The 3174-nt window shown below is 70.3% G+C and carries 4 protein-coding genes; 2 read left to right on the top strand and 2 right to left on the bottom strand.

The features are described 5' to 3' along the window. The coding region (locus tag GWK61_RS53530; RefSeq protein WP_194922106.1) for a helix-turn-helix domain-containing protein at nt 1-200 on the top strand (200 nt) is incomplete at its 5' end. 63 nt (nt 201-263) lie between these two features. On the opposite strand, the gene GWK61_RS53525 is transcribed toward GWK61_RS53530, so the two are convergent. Continuing rightward, nucleotides 264-641: an iron chaperone gene (locus GWK61_RS53525; protein WP_194922105.1), complete on the bottom strand. Its 378-nt coding sequence runs from the start codon at nt 639-641 to the stop codon at nt 264-266. Between GWK61_RS53525 and GWK61_RS53520 the strand changes: the two genes are divergently transcribed. Then, nucleotides 628-885 carry a SigE family RNA polymerase sigma factor gene (locus tag GWK61_RS53520; RefSeq protein ID WP_194922103.1) on the top strand — a complete coding sequence of 86 codons (258 nt, stop codon included), beginning with the start codon at nt 628-630 and terminating at the stop codon, nt 883-885. The genes GWK61_RS53525 and GWK61_RS53520 overlap by 14 nt on opposite strands. Before the next feature lie 277 nt (nt 886-1162). Here GWK61_RS53520 and GWK61_RS59105 read toward each other — a convergent pair. Continuing rightward, nucleotides 1163-3174: NB-ARC domain-containing protein (locus tag GWK61_RS59105; RefSeq protein ID WP_194922101.1), on the bottom strand; the 2012-nt coding region annotated here is incomplete at its 5' end.

The raw sequence follows: 3174 nt of genomic DNA, 5'->3' as shown, positions 1-3174 counted from the left end.
CCCGCGACCTGTCCCCGCGCGAGGCCGAGGTGATGACCTGCATCAGCCACGGCATGCTGAACGCCGACATCGCCGACCGCATGCGCCTGAGCCAGAAGACGGTCAAGAACCACGTCAACCACATCTTCGCCAAGCTCGGCGCCCGCAGCCGCGTCGAGGCCGTGCTGGTGTGGCAGGGGCGGGAGGGCGGCGGCGCCTGACCGCGCCGGCGGCCGTCGCCGGGTCGGCGCTTCTGTTTCGTCGGCCCCCGCCTGCCACGCCTGCTAGTCGGCGCGCCGCCGAGACCCGCCGTCCGCGACGGCGTCGATCTCGGCCACGCGCAGCCGCACGACGTCGTCCAGCACCTCGGCCGGAAGCGGCTGCCCGACGCTGAACCGGATGGCCCCCGACGACAGCGAGAACCCCTCCAGCCGCTCGGCCACCTGCGTGACCACCTTCCCGCTGAACGGGTAGAGCGCGAGATGCTTCGCGGTCTGCATCGTCGCGATCAGACCCTTGCCCCGGTAGAGCAGCGCGGGCATCGCATAGCTGCGCCCCTCCACCGCGTCGGGCGCCAGCTCCAGCGCCCGGCGGCGCATGCCGTCGAAGAGCTCCCCGACATCCGTCGTCAGGGTCGCGTAGTAGTCGGTGACTTCTCCCATTTTGGCGACATTAGCGCACCTCCGGCCCGGTGTCTGCGATCGCCGCAAGTTCCCGGAGTACGCGACGGCGCGCGCGGCGCGGCTTCGGGAGACCGCCTACCTGCTCCGCGGGGACTGGCATCGCGTCCAAGACCCGGCGCAGACGACGCTGGCCAAGGTGTACGTCGCCTGGCCGAAGATCGAGTGGGCCGAGGCGGTCGACGCCTACGCGCGCAAGGTGCGCACCAACGAGTTCCTGGGCTGATGTTTCGCTCCCAGCTCCGGGACGACCTGCGGGAACGCACCGCGCCGCCGGTCGGCACCCTGGCCGCCGAACGCGATCACGATCAAGGGTGATTTCAAGAACCCGCCGGCTTGATCCGGCTGGTCTGACCTCGTTGGCAGCCCTGGCCCGACAAGGAGACGGCGGTTCCCTGGTGAGTCAAGCACCGGGGAACCGCCGTCGTCTTCGGATTGTAGGTGTGTGCTCAGTACCTGGCACGAGCCCGGGCGGCTCGCGGCCCTCGGCCCTCGACTCGTGCTTAGGCCGCCACGACACTCCCCGCCAGTTGGAGGTCTCCCAGGAACTCCAGAACCTCCTTCGCCTCCTCGGCCGCCAGTTCCTGGAACTGCGCCAGCGCCCGCTTCGCCATCGCCGCCGCCGCGTCCCGTTCCAGAGACCGGACCCGCGCCAGCGCCAGCAGCGCCAGGCCCTCGTGGTAGCGGTCGCCGGCGGACTGCGTCACGCGGAGCGCGCGCACCAGGCACGCCTGCGCGGCGATCGGGTCGCCGAGGCCGTTGCGGGCGAGGCCCAGGTTGATCAGGAGGTTCGCTTCGAGGAGCGGGCTGCCGCAGGCGCGGGCCTCGATGAGTCCGGCCTCGGCGTGGGCGACCGCTTCGAGCCAGCGTCCGGTCTCGGCGTAGAGCTCGCAGAGCACGTCTTCGGCCGCCGCGCGCTGGTACTCGTCGTCGCATTCGGCTGCCAGCGCCAGCGCTTCCAGGCCTGCTGCCAACCCCTGGTCGTAGGCCTTCGACGCGCGCATCACCGACGCTAGTGTGCTGAGCAGGCTCACGCGCAGGGGTGGTTCGTCGGCGGCGTCCAGCAGGTCGAGGGCTTTGCACAGGTCGGCGACGGCCGCGTCGGCCCGTCCGGTCCGGCAGTGCGCGACGCTCATGTGGATCAGCAGTACTACGCGGGCACGACGGTCGCCCGATGCTTCGGCCGAGCGCGTCGCGATGCGCAGGAGGTCCAGCCAGTCGGCCGCCGAGCCGCTGGCGTGGAAGTAGTCGAACATCAGGTAGGTCAGACGCCATGTCGACAGGTGGTCGGCGGAGCGTGCTGTGCTGCGGATGAGGGCGCTGATGTTCGGCCACTCTTGGGCGCACCAGCGGAGTAGGTCGTCTTGGCCGGTGAAGGGCTGCGGTTCGTGAGGTACGTCGCTGTATTTAGCAACTGCACCAACAACCAGCTGTCGCCCCACACCGGCCATCTGCGAAAGCGTCACCGTGTACCAGCCGCTCACCCGATCCCGTGCCGCCCGCACCTCATCGTCGGGCAACCCGCGAGCCAGCTCCCTGATGTAGGTCCGCGTCAGGTCGTGCATCGTGTAACGGTCGCCGTGCTGCTCCAGCAGATGCTGTGCACTTAGCCGCTGCATCAGTTCTGCTGCTTGCGCCACCGGCACGTTCAACAGCGCCGCCGCGCAGTACCGCGTCAGGTTCACCCCCGGGAACGCCCCGAGCATCCGGCAGGCGCGTGCCGTGTCCGGGTCCAGCGCGTCGAACGAGCACGCCATGACGCTGCGCACCGAGCACAGGTCGTCGTTCTCCAGACGTAGCGTGTCCAGGCGCTGATGCGCGTCCTCCAGGCTGCCGACCAGGTCGGCGATCCGTCCGTCGGATACCGCCACCAGCTGCTCCGCGGCGATCCGTAGCGCGAACGGTAGGTGGTCGCAGAGCTGCGCGAGCCGCCGCGCCGCTGGTGCCTCGGCGTTCACGCGCTCGGCGCCGACCGCGTCGGCGAGCAGACCGAGGGCGTCGGCTACGGCGAGGGGGGCCAGGGTCACCCGGCGCGCGGCGTACTTCACCGCGAGGCGGCCGAGACGCTCGCGGCTGGTGACCATGACGAAGCTGGATCCGGTGCCTGGCAACAGGTCTTCGACCTGCTCGGCGGAGCGTGCGTTGTCGAGCAGGACGACCATGCGGCGTCCCGCGACGATGCTTCGCCACAGGGCCACGCGCTGTTCGTGCTCGGCCGGGACTGTCGCGACGCCGAGTGAGGTCAGGAGGTGGTGGAGGGCGGCTGAGGGGGTGAGCGCGGGGTGGGTTGGGTCGAAGCCGCGCAGGTTGATGTAGATCTGGCCGTCTGGGTACGCCTCGCGCAGGAGGTGCGCGCAGCGTACGGCCAGCGTTGTCTTGCCGATTCCGCCGACGCCGACGACCATCACCACGCGCGGTGAGCAGGTGCCGTCGGCGCGCGCGTGTTCGAGGACTTGGTCTACGTCTTCGGCGCGGCCGATGAAGGAGGCGCTGTCGTGGGGGAGTTGTGCTGGGG

This window comes from Catenulispora rubra, assembly GCF_015356825.1.
GTDB classification, from domain to species: Bacteria; Actinomycetota; Actinomycetes; order Streptomycetales; family Catenulisporaceae; genus Catenulispora; species Catenulispora rubra.
The sequence above is the reverse complement of the archived record's forward strand: the minus strand, read 5'-3'. Positions and strand labels throughout refer to the sequence as shown.